Origin of the sequence: Enterocloster sp. 210928-DFI.2.20 (genome assembly GCF_020554465.1) — a bacterium.
Lineage (GTDB): Bacteria > Bacillota > Clostridia > Lachnospirales > Lachnospiraceae > Enterocloster > Enterocloster bolteae.
This window is the reverse complement of sequence record NZ_JAJCHK010000011.1, coordinates 1-18,338: the sequence shown is the minus strand read 5'-3', so window position 1 is coordinate 18,338 and position 18,338 is coordinate 1. Positions and strand designations below refer to the sequence as shown.

Genomic DNA, 18,338 nt, shown 5'->3' with positions numbered 1-18,338 from the left:
TGCTTCATATAATAACAGTAGTACCATATAAAACAAGTATTCCTATTGAAATTGTAGGAATACTATGGTATAGTAAAAAGCGTAGATGAAGCTTTTAACTTTAGGACTACAGAAAGGCGGATTTTTATTATGAAGCAATTGATTTATCTGGATAACGCAGCCACCACAAAGACCAGGCCGGAGGTGGTGGAGGCCATGCTTCCATACTTTACAGAATATTACGGTAATCCCTCCTCGGTCTACGATTTTTCCACTGAGAGTAAAAAGGCTGTAAACCATGCAAGGGAGACCATTGCCCAGTCACTGGGGGCAAAGACCAATGAGATATATTTCACGGCCGGAGGCAGCGAGGCCGATAACTGGGCCCTGGTGGCCACGGCGGAGGCCTATGGAAATAAAGGAAAACACATCATAACCACCAAGATTGAACACCACGCCATCCTTCACACCTGCCAGTACCTGGAGAAAAGGGGATACGAGGTCACATATCTGGATGTGGATGAAAATGGAGTGGTCAAGCTGGATGAGCTTAAGAAGGCTATCAGGCCGGATACCATCCTCATATCAGTGATGTTTGCCAATAATGAGATCGGCACCATTGAGCCTATCAAGGAAATCGGGGCCATTGCCAGGGAAAACGGGATTCTGTTCCACACCGATGCGGTACAGGCATTTGCCCATGTGCCCATCCATGTGGATGAGTACAATATTGACATGCTCAGCTCCAGCGGACACAAGCTGAACGGGCCCAAGGGAATCGGATTCCTCTATATCCGCACAGGCGTAAAGATTCGTTCCTTTATCCACGGAGGCGCCCAGGAGCGCAAGCGCCGTGCGGGAACAGAGAATGTGCCCGGCATAGTGGGATACGGCAAGGCAGTGGAGCTGGCCATGGCCACCATGGAGGAACGGGCTGCCAGGGAAACGCAGCTGCGGGATTATCTGATGAAGCGGGTTATGGATGAGGTGCCCTTTACCAGAATCAACGGATCACGCACCAGCCGCCTTCCCAACAATGTGAATTTTGCTTTCCAGTTTATTGAAGGTGAATCCCTTCTCATCAAACTGGATATGGCGGGAATCTGCGGATCCAGCGGTTCCGCCTGTACCTCTGGGTCACTGGACCCCTCCCATGTGCTTTTGGCCATCGGGCTGCCCCATGAGATTGCCCACGGCTCCCTCCGTCTTACCTTAAGCGAGGAGAACACAGAGGAAGAGATGGATTATGTGGTGGAGCAGATTAAGGATATCGTGGGATACCTGCGCAGCATGTCGCCTTTGTATGAGGATTATATGAAGCACAATGGCAGTGAGAAAAAATAATATACAGGGAAAATCCTGTATGAAAGATAAACTTGCAACGATTCAGGAGGAATATAGATGTACACAGAAAAAGTAATGGACCATTTTGAGCACCCCAGAAATGTGGGTGAGATAGAGAACCCCAGCGGAATGGGGACAGTGGGAAATCCCAAATGCGGCGATATCATGCGGATTTACCTGGATATTGATGAGAATCAGGTTATCCGTGACGTGAAGTTCAAAACCTTTGGCTGCGGGGCTGCCGTGGCAACCAGCAGCATGGCCACGGAGCTGGTAAAGGGAAAGACAGTCCGGGAGGCCATGGCTGTTACCAATAAAGCAGTCATGGAAGCACTTGACGGACTGCCGCCTGTTAAGGTACACTGTTCTCTGTTGGCAGAGGAAGCAATCCATGCGGCCCTCTGGGATTATGCACAGAAAAACGGTATTACCATTGAGGGCTTAGAAAAGCCCAAGGATAATATTGAGGAAGAGGAAGAAGAGGAGAACTATTGAGCAGGAAGGTAGTAGTAGGCATGTCAGGAGGAGTTGACTCCTCCGTGGCAGCCTGGCTGTTAAAGGAACAGGGTTACGATGTGATTGGCGTGACCATGCAGATTTGGCAGGATGAGGATACTGAGGTCCAGGAGGCAGAGGGCGGCTGCTGCGGTTTAAGCGCGGTGGATGACGCCAGAAGGGTTGCCATGGACCTGGGTATCCCTTATTATGTCATGAATTTTAAGGAAGAGTTCCGTAAAAACGTGATGGATTATTTTGTGGGTGAGTACGTGGAGGGAAGGACGCCCAACCCGTGTATTGCCTGCAACCGCCATGTGAAGTGGGAGTCGCTGCTCAGGCGGAGCATGGCCATTGGGGCTGATTACATCGCCACCGGCCATTATGCGCAGATAGACAGGCTGCCGGGAGGGCGTTATTCCCTGAAAACCTCGGTTACAGCCGCAAAGGACCAGACATACGCTCTCTATAACCTGACCCAGGAACAGCTGTCCCATACCCTGATGCCTGTGGGAAGCTACCACAAGGAGGAGATACGGGATATGGCAAAGCGCCTGGGGCTGCCGGTGGCGCATAAACCGGACAGCCAGGAGATTTGCTTTATCCCTGACCACGACTACGCGTCGTTTATTGAGGAGTACACTGGAAGGGAGCTGCCGCCGGGAAACTTCGTGGACCTGGACGGCCATGTTCTGGGGCGCCATCGGGGCATTACACACTATACGGTGGGCCAGAGAAAGGGGCTGAACCTTTCCATGGGACGCCCTGTTTTCGTGGTGGAAATACGCCCTGAAACGAATGAAGTTGTCATCGGTGACAATGAGGATGTATTTACAAATGTGCTCCGCTGCGATAAACTGAACTGGATGGCAGTTGACGGACTTCACGGAAAGCCCATGGACGTCATGGCCAAAATCAGATACAGCCACAGAGGAAGCCCCTGTACCATCCGCGAAATCGGGGATGATATGGTGGAATGCTGTTTCCATGAGCCGGTCCGGGCTGTGACTCCCGGGCAGGCCGTGGTATTCTACGACGGGGATTATGTGGCAGGCGGAGGTACCATAATAAGATGAAGCGGAAGATAAGAGAAAGAAGCGCCGGATGTAAAAGCAGCGGGGCGCCCACAGACAGAATAGAACATAACGGAACGGCACGCAGCAAACGGCGGGCAAATGGTCTGGCCGCCATTGGTCTGGCAGGCATCCTGGCCGCCGGCATGGGACTGACCGGTTGCCAAAACTATGAGTCCAGCAGGGAGATGAAGGCCAGAATCCAGTCCGAAGGCGGGGAGGCGTCCTGGAGCCGGGAGAGCCCGGCAGCCGTCGGGGCCTCAGCTGTACAGGGAGAAGGCAGTGCGGATAATGGCAGTAAGGCTGAGACCATCAAACTGGACACAGAGCGGACCACAGCCCCCATGCCCCAGTTTGAGGATGTGTCGGACACGGTTTATGTGAAATCATCAGACGGCGGCAGTGTGCGTATACGCTCTGCCTGCGATACCGGGGATGATTCCAACATTCTTACATACGCCAGTCCCGGGACAGCGCTAAAGCGCACCGGGAAGGGAGAGCAATGGACCAGAATTGATTATAATGGGACAGCGGGCTACATATCATCGGGATATATAACCACCCAGGTTCCGGAGACCGCAGCTTTGCCGCCTCAGGCATGTGTGGACAGCGGGGAGATAACCCTGAATCCTTCGTGGAAATACGCGGAGTTTTCCAAGATTAATTCGGGTGCGGCAGTCCTGTACCGTTCCGAGGCAGCCAGTCCCAAGGGCATCACGGTTTGTGTCAACGCGGGTCATGGAACAAAGGGGGGAGCTTCTGTCAAGACGCAGTGTCATCCCGACGGCACTCCCAAGGTAACCGGAGGCACTACCGGCGCAGGGGCCACCTCTGCGGCAGCCGTGTCAGGCGGCATGACCTTTTCTGACGGAACTCCTGAGAGTAAGGTGACGCTGTCCATGGCAAAAATACTTAAGGATAAGCTGCTGGCGGCAGGATATGATGTGCTGATGATCCGGGAGAGCGACGATGTCCAGCTGGACAACATAGCCAGAACCGTCATTGCCAACAATGCAAGCGACTGCCATATTGCCCTTCACTGGGATTCCACCACCAATAACAAAGGGGCATTTTACATGAGTGTTCCCAATGTGGAATCATACCGCAGCATGGAACCTGTAAAGTCCCACTGGCAGCAGCACAACGCCCTTGGTGAAAGCCTGGTGGCTGGCCTTAAGGGGGCGGGAGTCAAGATATTTTCCGGCGGCTCCATGGCCATGGATCTGACCCAGACTTCCTTTTCCACGGTGCCTTCTGTGGATATAGAGCTGGGAGATAAGGCATCCGACCACTCTTCGGCCACGCTGGCCACGCTGGCAGACGGACTGGTGGCCGGGGTGAACCAGTATTTTGGACAATAAAGAACAATTGTAAATGTAAGGAAAACGTAAATCCTTCCACATTTACAAATAATACCTGATGCGTTACAATGGACATAACACCAAAGGTTTGTTTAAGACAAGGAGGGATTACATGAAATTGATGAAACGTCTGGCGGCAGTGGTTCTGGGAGTTGCCCTTTTATGTCCCATGACCGCCTATGCGGCCCAGTCACAGGAAGCATTGGAGCTGTACAAGGCAGTGGAAGCCAGAAACCAGAACATGACGGATATGAACGCCTTTTACGATTTCAAGATGAAGATGTCAGGCAGCCTGTTTGAGAATGAAGGTATTGATCCCGTTGATATGCGGCTGGAGATGAATATGAAGATGAATCATATACAGGATCCCAGCCAGATGCGCTACATGGCCTATTGCCGTATGACGGTTCCGGAAAGTGAGCCTATCACCTATTCCATGTATTATCTGGACGGTTATATCTACATGGATATGCTGGGCCAGAAGGTTAAGTACCCTGTGGCCATGGGAGACATGATGAACCAGGCCCTGGCGTCATCCAAGGCATTCGATGTGCCGGAAGATTTGGTTGGAGACTTTAGCCTGTGGGATGAGGGAGAGAACAAGGTCATCGGCTATACCATCAATGATGCCAAGATGAACGAGTACATGCAGATGGTACTGGGTTCCACCGGACTTACAGGCATGCTGGACGGCCTTGATATGAAGCTTCACAATATCCGCGGAGAATATGTGGTTAATCCGGCCGGCGACTGCATTAAGATGCGCCTTAAGATGGATATGGATATGACCATGCAGGGTGAGACCTTCAGTGTGAATCTGGACGGCGATGTGGGAATAGCGGATCCCGGCCAGCCCGTGGATGTGCCTGTTCCAAATCCTGCGGAATATACCGAGATGCAGGCAGCAGCCAGTTAGAGGAAATTTGAGGCTGTATGAAAGGCAGTTTTAGAATTTGCGAAAATGTCTAAAAAATTAACGCCAACTACTACACAAAACACGGATTTTAGTGTATAATGCAGTAGTTGGCATTTTTTTGGAGGAGTACCCAAGTGGCTGAAGGGTCTGGCTTCGAACACCAGTAGGTCGGTAGCACCGGCGCGAGGGTTCAAATCCCTCCTCCTCCGTTTATGCAATGAGGACAGTCCGTAAGGACTGTACCTGAAACAGAACACATACCAGCACAATGCCCGGAGCGGGCCGTATCTGCGGTCCTCCGGGCATTGTGCTGTTTTGTGCTGTGACGATTGCAGGCATCTGCGCCGGCCCGGGAAGGAAGGGGGTAAAAGTGCGCGGAAAAATGCAGCCCTGATTCATCAGGACTGCATGCGGTTTTCAGGAAATTCCTGAGGAAAATCATGGGTGGCGTTATCAGCACCGGGTAAATCTATTTCAGGAATGTCTCCATCCCCATAGGTGCTGCTGTTTCTTCCTGGAAGTTCCAGGGGTTCCTGTCTGCCGGGATCCTGCTTTCCGGGTGTCTGTATTCTGTCCATGTGCCATCATCCTTCCGTAAACATATTTTCCACGTAGTTGCGCATTTCCTCATGGCTCATTATGTTTCTGGCCCTGTTTACCACCTGTTTCTGCTCCGGCTCCGTAAGACCGGAGAAACGGCTCATGGCTTCGGGATTCATGGCCAGCTCCATGGTAAATCCAATGGGAAGTTCATCTCGCTCTATCATATTCATCACCTCAGGATTAGTATGGAAGGCGGGGATGGAAAATATGCATGGCAGGATTGGGTATTTAGCAGGATTCGGTATTTAAAATGTACCTGTAACGGAACCGGGAATGGTGAATTGTACGGCACCCATGTATCCCGGCGCCACATCATATTCATTAAAGGTAATCACAAGTTCGCCGTTTTCATTGAAGTAATAACTTTCATCGCCTGTTAGTCCCTTGAAATCCTCATCCGGCATATCGGATTGGTAGAAGTACACCACAGAGTCATCCTTTGCCATCTGTTGGGCCATCTGGCTCTTTATATTATCGCTGACGGCCTCCAGCATTTCCGGACGGTCATGGAACAGGTCTTTTAAGGAGATGATGCTGCCGGTAACCTTATCTATGGTAAATACCTTGACAAACTGAGTGCCGCTGGCCATGGTAAGGGTGGTATCAATGCGGATGGACAGGTATTTGCTGTTGTCTGTCACCACTTCATACTGTGAATCCAGGCCATAGTGCCCCTCTCCGTTGTCCCTGGACAATTCTTCCTCGTACATGGCGATAAGCTCATTGCCGTAATCCTCTATGGATTTGTTGGCCGGTACCTGGGCGCCCTCGGTCCCTTCAATCGTCACCTGGGGAACCTTGATATCTGCCTCAAAATTATCTTTTTTATCTTCATAGGTGCGGAAGGTTACCACCTTTGCAATGGATCCAATGACCGGAATCTGTTCCATGGCATTGGCAAGGGCCGGAGTGGCGTTGACCAGCACGGTAATGGCAATCATGGCAGCGGCAGCGGCCCCGCCTGTTTTTTTTGCGAATTTCATGATAATCACACCTTTCTGTTCTTTTTTTGCCTGGGCAATGCCCGCAAGCATGCGTTCCTTTGCTTCCGTTGGAACCGGTATGCTTTCATAATCTGATTTCAGCTTATCCATCGGTCTGTTTTCTTCCTGTTTCATGAGCATGGCTCCTTTCTGAAAAATGGTTCTGGTTTGCGCCCAAGGGCATTGGCTCCAGTTCCAGCCTTAGTTTTTTCAGGGTACGGTAAAGCCTGGCCTTTACTGTATTGAGATTTTCACCTACTATATCAGCAATATCTTCTAATTTAAGATCCTCAAAATACCGCAGTATGATGACGGTCCTGCTTTTGTCATCCAGCCGGTTTATCATCTGTTTTAAGTCCAGGTCCTGGTAATGGTCCTCTGTGGGAGTCTCCGGCATTTCTTCTGTGGGTGTTTCTTTCTTTTTCCTGCGCAGCATATCCAGGCTTGTGTTGACCACGATCCGGTAAATCCATGTGGACAGGTAGTCTTTATTTCTGACCCCTTTGCAGTCCTTAATTGCCCGATAGGCGCTTTCCTGGACTACATCCAGGGCATCATCCTGGTTTCGCATCAGCTTAAATGCCAGGCGGTAGTAGCGTTCATAATTTTCTGTAAGGAGACGTTCTGTTTCCGCCGTATTGTTGTATAAGCCCATGTATCTGCATCCTCCTTTCGTATCCTTCTGACTGTTAGACGTCTGAGGCGGGGATAAAGTTGCATCTATTTTAAGATTTTACAGATTGGTTTATAAAATGCAACATCCATTGTGTTTTAAGCTGAAAAATGTTATATTGTTCATGTGACAGAATCAGCGGAACATGAATCAATGAAAGGTGTACGAAAGGATGAAAGAGGAACGGACCAACGATATAGACAGGATGAGAGAATACGAAGATATCCGGCAGGTACCGCTGGAGCCCAACAGGCCTGCGTCAGGCCGGCAGAATCCTCCTGTGGGGGATTCCTACATAGGGGGCAGGCCCAGACGAGAGCGGATTTCCAGGAGAAAGCCCGGTATAGGAGATGGGGCGCCGGAGGCCAGAACGTCTGCAGCCAGAACATCTGCAGCCAGAAAGTCTGCTGACAGAACGGCGCAGGAGGTCCAGAACACCGGAAAGAAGGCTGACCGGTCCCAAAGAAGTAAAAAAGCAGGAAATTCAGGCTCAGGAGAACACCGGAACCGTTCGGGCAAAGGCGTGTCCTTCCTTGCACTTTTGCTGGTGCTCATATTGGGCGCCGGCGCCGGTCTGGGCGGAGGCTATTACCTCTGGGGATGGGAGCGGCCTTATACCGTGGATTTGAAGGCGGTGGAGGTGCCGGATTATGTAGAGCAGGATTTTATAAGGAAGAATATATTTTCCAGACCGGACGTGGGGCGTCAGAAGGTGGATAAGATTGTCATACACTATGTGGCCAATCCCGGCTCCACGGCCAAGAATAACAGGGACTATTTTGACAGCCTGGCTGACCAGGACCCGCAAAAAAGCGGTTCGTCTGCCAGCAGCCATTTTGTGGTGGGGCTGGAAGGTGAAGTTATCCAGTGCATCCCTGTAAATGAGATTGCCTATGCCAATGCCCCTTTAAACAACACCACAGTCGCCATAGAGGTGTGCCATCCGGACGACAGCGGAAAGTTCAATGATGCCACCTATGAATCCCTGGTGGATTTGACAGCCTTCCTCTGCAGGCAGCTGAAACTGACGCCCGGGGACGTTATACGCCATTATGATGTGAATGAAAAACTCTGCCCCAAGTATTATGTGGAGCATGAGGACGCATGGGAGCAGTTTCTTAAGGATGTAAAGACGGCCATGAAGACGGAAAGTGCGGGATGAGGTGCATAGACATATTAAACTAAATACATAAATATAATAAATGCCGTACAGTCTTGAGGTAAAAGATTGTACGGCGTTTTCAGACGCAGACGGAAACTCCCGGCTAAAGAGGAATGAATTCCGGCTTTCTGCCATGGTACACAGTAAAATATCTATAACCGCAGTCAGACAGCAGTTCGCGGCAGGTGTCAAAGGCATAACCCACATATTCCGGGGTATGGGCGTCGGATCCAATGGTTATCATCTCGCCTCCCAGCTCCCGGTAGCGCATGAGAATCTTCCGGCAGGGATTGGGCTGGCCCAGGCCGTACTTGAAACCGCCTGTGTTGCACTCCAGGGATTTGCCGTTTTCAATAAGAATCTTTAAGAGAGGGTCAATCCACTGGCTCAGATGCCGGTAGTCGTAAAAGTCATTCTGGTGGGGAGCGTAGCGCACCGCATAATCCAGATGGCCAAAGGAATCAAAGGTGCGGCACAGGTCTCTGACACGCACCAGGGAGGCTTCAAAGAAATCCTCAAAGCCGGGCACCTCGCCCCGCTTGTTCCAGTATTCCGGGTCATATGGGTCCATGCTCTTTACAAAATGGCTGGATCCGATGATGAAATCAAAGGAATCCCCGTAGCGCTTTACAAAGTGCTCCAAATATTCCTTAAGATGATCCTGAAGTCCCAGCTCGATTCCGATGTTGATGCGGATGCGGTCCCTGTACTCTGCCTGGAGCATGCGCAGGGACGTGAGATAGGTGGGGATATCCAGGATAAAATCACAGTCGCAGAATCCGGAATCGTAGTCGTGGTGGTCGGTAATGCACATCTCCTTCATGCCCAGTTCTATGGCTTTCTCAATCTGCAGGCTGATGGGGGTGTTGGAGTCACCGGAAAATTCAGTGTGCAGATGGCAGTCGTATATCATCGGAGCTTCTCCTTTGCTTCTATATAAATAATAGCTTCTTAATAAAAAAAACAGCAGTATTTTTATTAATACCGGCATTTTCATACGCATTTCATAACAACATTATAGCAGAAAATACCCGAATGGCAAGATTCCAGTCTTTTCTTCGTATAAAAAGGTCAAAGATCCGTAAAAATAAAAAAAGGACTTGCCATTTCTTTAGAAATTGATTACAATAGAGAGAAGTTGATTAATATTTAACAATAATATATTTTTTAACAAACTAGGAGGAATTGAATCATGGCAGTAAAAGTAGCGATTAATGGATTTGGACGTATTGGACGTCTGGCTTTCCGTCAGATGTTCGGAGCAGAAGGTTACGATGTAGTAGCTATCAATGACTTAACCGATCCTAAGATGTTAGCTCATCTGTTAAAGTATGATACAGCACAGGGCGGATATGCCGGCGTTTATGGCCAGGGTCTGCACACTGTTGAGGCTGGAGAGGATTCCATCACTGTAGACGGCAAGAAAATCACCATCTACAAGGAGCCAAAGGCTGCTGATCTTCCATGGGGCGAAATCGGCGTAGACGTAGTTCTGGAGTGTACAGGATTCTACTGCTCTAAGGACAAAGCTCAGGCACACATCGAGGCAGGCGCTAAGAAAGTTGTTATCTCCGCTCCTGCAGGCAATGACCTTCCTACTATTGTATACAGCGTTAATGAGAATGTACTGACAGCTGATGATAAGATTATCTCCGCAGCTTCCTGTACAACAAACTGCTTAGCTCCTATGGCTAAGGCTCTGAATGATTATGCTCCTATCCAGAGCGGTATCATGTCCACCATCCACGCTTACACAGGCGATCAGATGATTCTGGACGGACCACACAGAAAAGGCGATTTAAGAAGAGCAAGAGCCGGCGCAGCTAACATCGTTCCTAACTCCACTGGTGCAGCTAAGGCTATCGGCCTGGTTATCCCAGAGCTGAACGGCAAGTTAATCGGTTCCGCACAGCGTGTACCTGTACCAACCGGTTCCACCACAATCTTAACAGCTGTTGTTAAGAAGGCTGGTGTTACAAAGGAAGACATCAACGCAGCTATGAAGGCAGCTGCCAGCGAGTCCTTTGGATACAATGAGGATGCCATCGTATCTTCCGACGTTATCGGCATGAGATATGGTTCTCTGTTCGATGCAACACAGACCATGGTAGCTCAGATTGCAGATGATCTGTATGAAGTACAGGTTGTTTCATGGTATGACAATGAGAACTCCTACACAAGCCAGATGGTAAGGACAATCAAGTACTTTGCTGAGTTAGGCTAATTGTGACAACAGGACAGTAATTTCTAAGTAGACTCATGAAGGGTCCGGTCGTTTGGGCCGGGCCCTTTGTTCGCCAAATGTATCAATGACTCTGAAAGGGGAAAGAAATATGTTAAACAAGAAAACAGTTGATGATTTAAAAGATTTACAGGGAAAAAAAGTACTGGTACGCTGTGATTTCAACGTTCCGTTAAAGGAAGGCGTTATCCAGAACTATAACCGTATTGACGGAGCCATCCCTACCATAAAGAAGCTTCTTGACCAGGGCGCCAAGGTTATCCTGTGCTCCCATTTAGGCAAGCCAAAGGGCGAGCCCGTTCCGGAGATGAGCCTTGCTCCTGTTGCTCCTGCTCTGAGCGAAAGACTGGGCGTAGAGGTTAAGTTTGTGGACGATCCAAAGGTAACAGGGCCTGAGACACAGAAGGTAGCTGCTGAGTTAAAGGACGGAGAGGTTCTGCTTCTTCAGAATACCCGTTACAGAGTTGAGGAGACCAAATTCAAAGACGGCGATGCTGCAAGCGAGGCTTATGCAAAAGAGCTGGCTGACCTGTGCGACGGCATTTTCGTAAACGACGCATTCGGCACAGCCCACAGGGCACACTGCTCCAACGTAGGCGTTACCAGATTTACCAAGGAGAACGTGGTGGGATACCTGATGGAAAAGGAAATCAGGTTCTTAGGACAGGCGGTTGAGAATCCGGTTCGTCCATTCGTGGCCATTCTGGGCGGCGCCAAGGTTTCCGATAAGATTAATGTAATTAACAATCTGTTAGACAAGGTTGACACCCTGATTATCGGCGGAGGTATGGCTTACACCTTTGCAAAGGCACAGGGCCAGGAAATCGGCAATTCCTTATGTGAGGCAGATAAGCTGGACTATGCACTGGAGATGATTAAGAAGGCAGAAGAGAAGGGCGTTAAGCTGCTGCTTCCTGTTGACCATGTGGAAGGAAAGGAATTCTCCAACGACACCGAGCATAAAGTAGTGGATGTAATTGACGCAGGCTGGTCAGGATTTGACATCGGACCTAAGACCATCGCGCTTTACAAGGAAGCACTGCAGGGCGCCAAGACGGTTGTGTGGAACGGACCTATGGGCGTGTTCGAGTTCTCCAACTTCGCAGAAGGCACACTGGAAGTATGCCGTGCGGTTGCTGAACTGGCAGATGCCACCACGGTTATCGGCGGCGGCGACTCTGTCAATGCTGTGAAGAGACTGGGCTTTGCTGATAAGATGACCCATATCTCCACCGGCGGCGGCGCTTCCCTGGAATTCCTGGAGGGCAAGGAACTGCCAGGTGTGGCTGCAGCTGACAACAAAGCTTAATTCGGTTTTCCCATAAGTGATTACAGTGTGAAAGGGAGAGGTAAAATACAATGTCAAGAAAGAAAATTATAGCAGGCAACTGGAAGATGAACATGACTCCGTCAGAGGCGGTTGCCCTTGTAAACGAGTTAAAGCCATTGGTAGCGAATGAGGATGTGGATGTGGTATTCTGTGTGCCTGCCATTGACATTATTCCTGCTATGGAAGCAGCTAAGGGATCCAATATCTGTATCGGAGCCGAGAACATGTACTATGAGGAGAAGGGCGCTTATACAGGCGAGATTTCTCCCAACATGCTGGTAGACGCCGGCGTTAAGTACGTAATCATCGGTCATTCAGAGAGACGCGAGTATTTCGCAGAAACAGATGAGACCGTGAACAAAAAGGTGTTAAAGGCCTTTGAACACGGCATCACACCGATTGTCTGCTGCGGAGAGACACTCACACAGAGGGAGCAGGGAATCACCATTGACTGGATCCGCCAGCAGATTAAGATTGCATTCCTGAATGTGACAGCTGACCAGGCTAAGACTGCGGTTATTGCTTACGAGCCAATCTGGGCAATCGGCACCGGCAAGGTGGCTACCACAGAGCAGGCTGAGGAAGTCTGCGCAGCTATCCGTGTATGCATTGGAGAGATTTACGATGAGGCTACAGCTGAGGCAATCCGTATCCAGTACGGCGGCTCTGTATCCGCATCTTCCGCTCCGGAGCTTTTCGCACAGCCGGATATTGATGGAGGACTGGTAGGCGGCGCTTCCTTAAAGCCTGACTTTGGCAAGATTGTAAATTACAACAAGTAATAACGGAATGTGTGCCCTGCTCCTGACCGGAGCGTGACCCAATGCGGGATTCACGCGCCATAAGGCGGCAGGGCATTTAAAACAGAAGGAGATTGAAAATGAGTAAAAAACCAACCGTATTAATGATTTTAGACGGCTACGGACTGAACGATAACTGCCAGCACAACGCTGTATGCGAGGGCAAGACTCCGGTTATGGACCAGCTCATGAGCCAGTGCCCCTTTGTAAAGGGCGAGGCCAGCGGCATGGCAGTGGGACTTCCTGAGGGACAGATGGGCAACTCTGAGGTAGGTCATCTGAACATGGGAGCAGGCCGTATCGTATACCAGGAACTGACCAGAATCACAAAATCCATTCAGGACGGGGACTTTTTCCAGATTCCGGAGTTCCTCACAGCAATTGAAAACTGCAAAAAACATGATTCTGCCCTTCATATGTTCGGGCTGGTGTCTGACGGCGGCGTACACAGCCACAACACCCATATTTACGGCCTGCTGGAGCTGGCTAAGAAGAACGGCTTAAAGAAGGTTTATGTACACTGTTTCCTGGATGGCCGCGATACGCCTCCTGAATCAGGAAAGGGCTTTGTGGAGCAGCTGGAAGCAAAGATGAAGGAGATCGGCGTAGGCGAGGTAGCGTCTGTCATGGGACGTTACTATGCCATGGACCGTGATAAGAGATGGGACCGCGTGGAGCTGGCTTACAACGCTCTGACAAAGGGCGAAGGAAATCAGGCTGAAAGCGCTGCTGCAGGCATCCAGGCTTCTTATGACAGCGGCAAGGCAGATGAGTTCGTCATCCCCTTTGTGGTGATGAAGGACGGCAAGCCTGCGGCCACCATCCAGGATAAGGATTCCGTGATTTTCTACAACTTCCGTCCGGACCGTGCAAGGGAGATTACCCGTGCATTCTGCGACGACAGCTTTGACGGCTTCCCAAGGGAGAAAAGGCTGGACCTGGTGTATGTATGCTTTACGGATTATGATGAGACCATCCAGAACAAGCTGGTTGCCTTTAAGAAGGAGAGTATCACCAATACCTTTGGCGAATTCCTGGCAGCCCACAAAAAGACACAGGTAAGGATTGCGGAGACTGAGAAATATGCGCATGTGACCTTCTTCTTCAACGGCGGTGTGGAAGAACCCAACGAGGGTGAGGACCGCATTCTGGTTCCTTCTCCAAAGGAAGTTGCAACCTATGATTTAAAGCCTGAGATGAGCGCCAACGGCGTGTGCGATAAGCTGGTGGAAGCCATCAAATCCGGCAAATACGATGTCATCATCATCAACTTTGCAAACCCTGACATGGTAGGCCATACCGGGGTAGAGGACGCAGCCATCAAGGCCATCGAGACAGTGGACGCCTGCGTGGGCCGTGCAGTGGAGGCCATCAGGGAAGTGGACGGCGTCATGTTTATCTGTGCGGACCATGGAAATGCGGAGCAGCTGGTGGACTATGAGACCGGGGAGCCATTTACAGCTCATACCACCAATCCGGTACCATTCATCCTGGTAAATGCAGACCCATCCTGCAAGCTGCGTGAAGGCGGCGCCCTGTGCGATATCGTTCCCACTCTTATTGAGCTCATGGGAATGGAGCAGCCTAAGGAAATGACCGGCAAATCATTGCTGGTTAAGTAAGAAGAATGAAGTGAGAATAAATATGCGTAAAAGCCAGCTCCGAATGTCCGGGGCTGGCTTTTTTTGCCGAAGAGTGCTGGATTAGGCGCAAATGAATCTAAAATCAGTCAGACGACAGCATGCCTTGGGCGGACTTGCTGGGCCGATACCGTATCATTTGTATCATTGCCGGTGTCCGGGGCTTTTTTTCGTGTCTGTTCTTCCAAAGCCGCGGCGCCCGCTTTATGCACAGGCTGTTCAACTCCGTCTGCTTTGGCGATATCTGGTCCGCTTGCAGAAGAACTGCCGGCAATCACTTTCTCAGCAGCGGCCTTTTCAGCAGCGGCCTTCCCAGCAGCGGCCTTTTCAGCAGCGGCCTTCCCAGCAGCGGCTTTTCCAGCAGCTGCCTTATCAACAGCTGCCTTTCCCGGAACGCTTCCGGATAACTTGATGGAAGCTTTTGCGCAGGCAGGCCCTACCATTTCATACAAAAGCCCGCTGGACAGGATGATGGTTGAGAGCAGCTGGCCGCTTTCGGCAGGGAGCATGCGCTGCCCCAGCACAGCCAGGCCGATGGAAACGCCGGCCTGAGGAATCAGCGCCAGGCCAAAGTAGCGGCGGATTTCCGGTGAAGCGTGGGTAACCGCGGCGCCCAGGGCGGAACCGGTGTATTTCCCGGCAATGCGGACCAGAAAGTAAACAATACCGATCACGCCGGCAGCTGCCAGGCTGGGAATGGAAAGCCTCATACCGGAAAGCACGAAGAACATCACCAGGAGGGGAGGTGTGAACTGGTTTAACTGCTTAAATAAGTGTTTGTTGCCGCTGGCATTGATATAGGCTGCGCCGGAGGCCATACATGCCAACAGAGGAGAAACATTAAGAGAAGTACAGATTCCGGCCACGCCCATAATGGTGACACAGGCCAGAACCAGGCTGTGGTCCTTGCTGCGGCGCTTGTGTATCAGCCTGCTGAGCACCACACCGGATAGTCCTCCCAGCGCCAGGGCCAATAAGTTAAAGAGCACCGGAAAGGCAATCTGCGAAACCGTCACAGAGCCGTTTGAGGAGCTGGCCTGGACAAAGGCCGCGCACACGCTGAAGGCTATCAGGGACACTGCATCGTCCAGGGCAACCACCTGCAGGATGGTGTCCACAAAGGGCCCTTTGGCCTTGTACTGCCGGATGGTCATAATGGTGGAGGCAGGGGCCGTGGCGCAGCCGATGGCTCCCAAAAGCAGACTGAAGGACAGGGATAACCCCATAATCAGCATGACAATTGTGATAAAGATGCCTGCGGTCAGGGATTCAAACAGGGTCAGAATCACCATTTTCTTTCCATTGGCTTTCAGGGATGACAGTTTGAAATATTTTCCTACTCCAAATGCGATAAATGCCAGGGCAAGGTCTGTGATAAAATCCATCTGTCCAATATATTGTGAAGGGACAAGATTCAGGCACCAGGGCCCGATGATGACTCCCGCAATAATATAACCGGTAACATTAGGCAGGTGAAGCCGTTTTGTGATTCGTGTCAACAGAAAGCCGGATGCCAGCATGACTGCTATGGTCAATATGATTCCTGCTGCTCCCAGGTTTGATAAAAATAGTGCCATAATCAACACTCCTTTCTGCGTTTTTTTGTTTTGCTTGATTATAGTAGTGTTTGGTGATAAAATCAAATGATATTATTTGATTGGGATATAAAAAATATTTATATATGGAGGGGGACTGGCCTGTGTTTGACATGAAAGTAAAGACTCTTCTGGCTGTTATCGAGTCCGGAAGCTATACTAAGGCAGCTCAGAAGCTGAATCTGACCCAGCCGGCGGTGAGTCATCAGATTCGTTTGCTGGAAAATGAGTTCGATATAAAAATATTTTATAGGAGCAAAAACAAACTGAAGCTGACTCCCCAGGGAAAGATTCTGGTGCAGTATGCCCGCAGGGCAGCTGCCGTTTATTCCAACGCCTGCCAGGCTATTGAGGATAGCAAGACGGAGACCAGCCATCTGAATGTAGGCATCACTCCCACGGCGGGGGAGACCATTATTCCCCAGGTGCTGGCCACCCTCTGTAATGAGAATCCGGATATACATATAAATATTTCTGTCAATACCATTCAAAAAATTTATAGCCGCCTGAAGGCATATGAATTGGATTTTGCCGTGGTGGAGGGAGGGGTGCCGGATGCGGCGTTAGTGTCCACCACCCTGGACACGGATTACCTGTGTCTGGCTGTTTCGCCCATGCACCGTCTGGCCAGGGCCAAGACAGTGTCCGTGGAGGAGATACGCCATGAAAAGCTGATTCTGCGCAGCCGCAGCGCAGGCACAAGGCAGCTGTTTGAGAAACATCTGGGGGCCAGGGACATGAGCCTGGAAGAGTTTAACGTGATGATGGAACTGGATAACGTGTCCATGATCAAGGAGTTGGTAACCATGGATTTGGGAATTACCATCATTGCCAAAAGCGCCTGCCGCGAAGAACTTGCCAGCGGCCGGCTGGCCATTATACCCATTGAAAATTCCTCTATGGTGCGCCAGATCGACATGGTATATCAGAAGGATTTCCTGCATCCGGAGTTTATCCAGAATATTCGCGGTATCTATGAACAGCTGAAGGCAAAGTAATATTTCCTGTGAGGGGCTTTTCCGGCCGGGAAGATGGGCTGCCTGAGCGGTTGCGGCTTTAAAGCTGCGGCTTTCTGTAGGTTACCAAGATATTTGACAAAACCGAGACAGAGGAGGAGTAAGTGGGATATGGCGGGAAGTGACGGTATATCAAGGGTTTCGGCGGTTTTTAGAGGAAAATCGCTATTGACAAATAAAATGAGAATAATATAGAAAAAGGACCTTTTCCAAGAAAATTGCCGGAAAGGTCCTTTTTTTGAGCCGTTAAAAATTAACGTTAATCAATGTTATAGAATTATGTGAAAAGTACGTAAAATCAGGATTTGACGCGTTAACAAGGAGCGTTTAAAAGGACGCTTTGTAACACAATTTTGGAAAAAAGCAATTCTCATTTTGAACAACTTTAAAGAATGGTGAGAATTGGCATAAATACGTAGTTTTTTGGGCTTAAAGTAAACTAACAGCAATTCTCATATTTTGGACTATAAATAAACCAAAATAGACAAAAAAATTAAGCTATTTCGCTATTCCCTTCCATGTTGTTTTTTCCATGATTCGATGTTGATGATAACCCTTGGGAATGGGATTGCTCATAGATTTTATAGTTACAAAAATCCTTTAAAGAAGATTTATTTGCTGGATTTAATTTTCGATAATTTTCAACTAAGGATAGTTCATCAGGTGTTATTGGAAGTCCGTTTATTGTTGGTATAGGCGGTTCAGATATTAAAACATTATTTTGTTCAGAATTCCAATTTTCACCAGTAAGAATCCAGTCTATCGAACAATCTAAAACTCTTGATAGTTCTAGCAAAGCCTTGGATGAAGGAAGGTATTTAGCATTTTCGATGCCGCTTAAATTTCCTTTAGATATGTGGGTCATTTCGCATACTTGATTAAAACTTAATTTTAATTCAGCGCGTCTTTTTTGTATTCTTAAACCAATCATTTTGTCATTCTCCATAAAATATGCCTCCTAGTAACATATGCATAGTACAAAAAATAGAACTAAGGTACTAAAAACAGAACTTATCTATTGACAGGTTCTGATATCTGTACTATAATGCATATGGATGATTTATAAGCCACTACAAAAGTAACATACTTTGAAGATTACTTCAAGCAAAAGAACTTTAATTCATCA

The 18,338-nt window shown here is 49.4% G+C and carries 18 protein-coding genes and 1 tRNA gene; 12 read left to right on the top strand and 7 right to left on the bottom strand.

All coding sequences use genetic code 11. The features are described 5' to 3' along the window. Positions 1-129 precede the first annotated feature (129 nt). The 6 genes from nifS (at position 130) to LI015_RS11785 (ending at position 5,377) form a co-directional block, all read left to right on the top strand. Positions 130-1,323, top strand: coding sequence for a cysteine desulfurase NifS (nifS, locus tag LI015_RS11810; RefSeq protein WP_002569460.1), 1,194 nt, complete (start codon positions 130-132; stop codon positions 1,321-1,323). A gap of 57 nt (positions 1,324-1,380) precedes the next feature. Then, a complete protein-coding gene (nifU, locus tag LI015_RS11805) occupies positions 1,381-1,818 on the top strand; it encodes a Fe-S cluster assembly scaffold protein NifU (RefSeq protein ID WP_002569459.1) in 438 nt (145 codons plus the stop codon). Next, the gene (mnmA, locus tag LI015_RS11800; protein WP_117626335.1) at positions 1,815-2,894 is read left to right on the top strand and encodes a tRNA 2-thiouridine(34) synthase MnmA; all 1,080 of its coding nucleotides are present in this window, start codon (positions 1,815-1,817) and stop codon (positions 2,892-2,894) included. Before nifU ends, mnmA begins: the two co-directional genes overlap by 4 nt. Next, positions 2,891-4,252: an N-acetylmuramoyl-L-alanine amidase gene (locus tag LI015_RS11795; protein ID WP_227125110.1), complete on the top strand. Its 1,362-nt coding sequence runs from the start codon at positions 2,891-2,893 to the stop codon at positions 4,250-4,252. The genes mnmA and LI015_RS11795 overlap by 4 nt, the downstream gene beginning before the upstream one ends. A 112-nt stretch (positions 4,253-4,364) precedes the next feature. Continuing rightward, positions 4,365-5,168, top strand: a complete 804-nt coding sequence (locus tag LI015_RS11790) for a DUF6612 family protein (protein WP_002569456.1) — start codon at positions 4,365-4,367, stop codon at positions 5,166-5,168. 120 nt (positions 5,169-5,288) lie between these two features. Continuing rightward, positions 5,289-5,377: transfer RNA gene (locus tag LI015_RS11785), tRNA-Ser, on the top strand. 189 nt (positions 5,378-5,566) lie between these two features. Here LI015_RS11785 and LI015_RS11780 read toward each other — a convergent pair. The 4 genes from LI015_RS11780 to LI015_RS11765 all read right to left on the bottom strand — a co-directional run bounded on the left by LI015_RS11780 (position 5,567) and on the right by LI015_RS11765 (position 7,409). Then, positions 5,567-5,746: a hypothetical protein gene (locus LI015_RS11780; RefSeq protein WP_002569455.1), complete on the bottom strand. Its 180-nt coding sequence runs from the start codon at positions 5,744-5,746 to the stop codon at positions 5,567-5,569. Between the two features lie 6 nt (positions 5,747-5,752). Continuing rightward, complete coding sequence (locus tag LI015_RS11775; RefSeq protein WP_002569454.1) at positions 5,753-5,935, bottom strand: hypothetical protein; 183 nt, start codon at positions 5,933-5,935, stop codon at positions 5,753-5,755. An 81-nt stretch (positions 5,936-6,016) separates the two neighbouring features. Next, positions 6,017-6,889: a DUF3298 and DUF4163 domain-containing protein gene (locus LI015_RS11770; RefSeq protein WP_227125108.1), complete on the bottom strand. Its 873-nt coding sequence runs from the start codon at positions 6,887-6,889 to the stop codon at positions 6,017-6,019. Further along, on the bottom strand, positions 6,858-7,409 hold the full coding sequence (locus LI015_RS11765) for a sigma-70 family RNA polymerase sigma factor (RefSeq protein ID WP_002571219.1): 552 nt from the start codon (positions 7,407-7,409) through the stop codon (positions 6,858-6,860). Before LI015_RS11765 ends, LI015_RS11770 begins: the two co-directional genes overlap by 32 nt. Before the next feature lie 190 nt (positions 7,410-7,599). Between LI015_RS11765 and LI015_RS11760 the strand changes: the two genes are divergently transcribed. Continuing rightward, complete coding sequence (locus LI015_RS11760) at positions 7,600-8,589, top strand: peptidoglycan recognition protein family protein (RefSeq protein WP_002569451.1); 990 nt, start codon at positions 7,600-7,602, stop codon at positions 8,587-8,589. A gap of 103 nt (positions 8,590-8,692) precedes the next feature. On the opposite strand, the gene LI015_RS11755 is transcribed toward LI015_RS11760, so the two are convergent. Next, entirely contained in the window at positions 8,693-9,502 is an 810-nt protein-coding gene (locus tag LI015_RS11755) for a histidinol-phosphatase HisJ family protein (RefSeq protein ID WP_002571218.1), read from the bottom strand. A gap of 279 nt (positions 9,503-9,781) precedes the next feature. Here LI015_RS11755 and gap point away from each other — a divergent pair, with 279 nt between their 5' ends. From gap to gpmI, 4 genes are all read left to right on the top strand, one after another. Continuing rightward, complete coding sequence (gene gap / locus LI015_RS11750) at positions 9,782-10,813, top strand: type I glyceraldehyde-3-phosphate dehydrogenase (protein WP_002569449.1); 1,032 nt, start codon at positions 9,782-9,784, stop codon at positions 10,811-10,813. 109 nt (positions 10,814-10,922) lie between these two features. After that, positions 10,923-12,140 carry a phosphoglycerate kinase gene (locus LI015_RS11745; RefSeq protein ID WP_002569448.1) on the top strand — a complete coding sequence of 406 codons (1,218 nt, stop codon included), beginning with the start codon at positions 10,923-10,925 and terminating at the stop codon, positions 12,138-12,140. Between the two features lie 50 nt (positions 12,141-12,190). Next, on the top strand, positions 12,191-12,943 hold the full coding sequence (tpiA, locus tag LI015_RS11740; protein ID WP_002569447.1) for a triose-phosphate isomerase: 753 nt from the start codon (positions 12,191-12,193) through the stop codon (positions 12,941-12,943). Between the two features lie 98 nt (positions 12,944-13,041). After that, positions 13,042-14,583 carry a 2,3-bisphosphoglycerate-independent phosphoglycerate mutase gene (gene gpmI, locus LI015_RS11735; RefSeq protein ID WP_002571217.1) on the top strand — a complete coding sequence of 514 codons (1,542 nt, stop codon included), beginning with the start codon at positions 13,042-13,044 and terminating at the stop codon, positions 14,581-14,583. A 107-nt stretch (positions 14,584-14,690) separates the two neighbouring features. Here the strand turns inward: gpmI and LI015_RS11730 are convergent, their stop codons facing one another. Beyond that, positions 14,691-16,178 carry a cation:proton antiporter gene (locus LI015_RS11730; RefSeq protein ID WP_002571216.1) on the bottom strand — a complete coding sequence of 496 codons (1,488 nt, stop codon included), beginning with the start codon at positions 16,176-16,178 and terminating at the stop codon, positions 14,691-14,693. A 122-nt stretch (positions 16,179-16,300) separates the two neighbouring features. Here LI015_RS11730 and LI015_RS11725 point away from each other — a divergent pair, with 122 nt between their 5' ends. Beyond that, entirely contained in the window at positions 16,301-17,194 is an 894-nt protein-coding gene (locus LI015_RS11725; protein WP_002569444.1) for a LysR family transcriptional regulator, read from the top strand. Between the two features lie 511 nt (positions 17,195-17,705). Here LI015_RS11725 and LI015_RS11720 read toward each other — a convergent pair. Then, positions 17,706-18,158 (bottom strand): helix-turn-helix domain-containing protein, encoded by a 453-nt coding sequence (locus LI015_RS11720; protein ID WP_002594756.1) that lies wholly within the window; start codon positions 18,156-18,158, stop codon positions 17,706-17,708. Between the last annotated feature and the right edge of the window lie 180 nt (positions 18,159-18,338).

Bases quoted from the DNA above. Each gene is read 5' to 3' on its own strand.
- LI015_RS11760 (WP_002569451.1), top strand. From the start codon at position 7,600: ATGAAAGAGGAACGGACCAACGATATAGACAGGATGAGAGAATACGAA.
- nifU (WP_002569459.1), top strand. From the start codon at position 1,381: ATGTACACAGAAAAAGTAATGGACCATTTTGAGCACCCCAGAAATGTG.
- LI015_RS11765 (WP_002571219.1), bottom strand. From the start codon at position 7,409: ATGGGCTTATACAACAATACGGCGGAAACAGAACGTCTCCTTACAGAA.
- gpmI (WP_002571217.1), top strand. From the start codon at position 13,042: ATGAGTAAAAAACCAACCGTATTAATGATTTTAGACGGCTACGGACTG.
- LI015_RS11755 (WP_002571218.1), bottom strand. From the start codon at position 9,502: ATGATATACGACTGCCATCTGCACACTGAATTTTCCGGTGACTCCAAC.
- LI015_RS11770 (WP_227125108.1), bottom strand. From the start codon at position 6,889: ATGAAACAGGAAGAAAACAGACCGATGGATAAGCTGAAATCAGATTAT.
- LI015_RS11745 (WP_002569448.1), top strand. From the start codon at position 10,923: ATGTTAAACAAGAAAACAGTTGATGATTTAAAAGATTTACAGGGAAAA.
- LI015_RS11775 (WP_002569454.1), bottom strand. From the start codon at position 5,935: ATGATAGAGCGAGATGAACTTCCCATTGGATTTACCATGGAGCTGGCC.
- gap (WP_002569449.1), top strand. From the start codon at position 9,782: ATGGCAGTAAAAGTAGCGATTAATGGATTTGGACGTATTGGACGTCTG.
- LI015_RS11720 (WP_002594756.1), bottom strand. From the start codon at position 18,158: ATGGAGAATGACAAAATGATTGGTTTAAGAATACAAAAAAGACGCGCT.
- LI015_RS11795 (WP_227125110.1), top strand. From the start codon at position 2,891: ATGAAGCGGAAGATAAGAGAAAGAAGCGCCGGATGTAAAAGCAGCGGG.
- tpiA (WP_002569447.1), top strand. From the start codon at position 12,191: ATGTCAAGAAAGAAAATTATAGCAGGCAACTGGAAGATGAACATGACT.
- LI015_RS11730 (WP_002571216.1), bottom strand. From the start codon at position 16,178: ATGGCACTATTTTTATCAAACCTGGGAGCAGCAGGAATCATATTGACC.
- LI015_RS11780 (WP_002569455.1), bottom strand. From the start codon at position 5,746: ATGGACAGAATACAGACACCCGGAAAGCAGGATCCCGGCAGACAGGAA.
- nifS (WP_002569460.1), top strand. From the start codon at position 130: ATGAAGCAATTGATTTATCTGGATAACGCAGCCACCACAAAGACCAGG.
- LI015_RS11790 (WP_002569456.1), top strand. From the start codon at position 4,365: ATGAAATTGATGAAACGTCTGGCGGCAGTGGTTCTGGGAGTTGCCCTT.